Below are 265 nucleotides of genomic sequence, written 5' to 3'. Positions count from 1 at the left end.
ATGGTGGAGCTATGCGGGATCGAACCGCAGACCTCCTGCGTGCAAAGCAGGCGCTCTCCCAGCTGAGCTATAGCCCCATATGATGTAGTTAAACCTCATCCCCAATTCGTTTCCGGGCGCGGCGTGGTGAAGCGAAGCATACTGAGGTATGCGAGCTTTGCCACAACAAAGCACGGGAGCGAATTTGGTAGGCCTGAGTGGACTTGAACCACCGACCTCACCCTTATCAGGGGTGCGCTCTAACCACCTGAGCTACAAGCCTGTA

The 265-nt window shown here is 55.8% G+C and carries 2 tRNA genes; both read right to left on the bottom strand.

Annotation, left to right across the window (positions count from 1 at the left end):
* Position 1 precedes the first annotated feature (1 nt).
* Positions 2-77 (bottom strand) — tRNA-Ala (locus tag OGX75_RS00935).
* Between the two features lie 108 nt (positions 78-185).
* Positions 186-262, bottom strand: a tRNA-Ile gene (locus tag OGX75_RS00930).
* Between the last annotated feature and the right edge of the window lie 3 nt (positions 263-265).

Source organism: Citrobacter sp. CK199, from assembly GCF_030333285.1.
In the GTDB taxonomy this organism is placed as follows: domain Bacteria; phylum Pseudomonadota; class Gammaproteobacteria; order Enterobacterales; family Enterobacteriaceae; genus Citrobacter_B; species Citrobacter_B koseri.
This window is presented reverse-complemented; position numbering and strand designations above follow the sequence as displayed.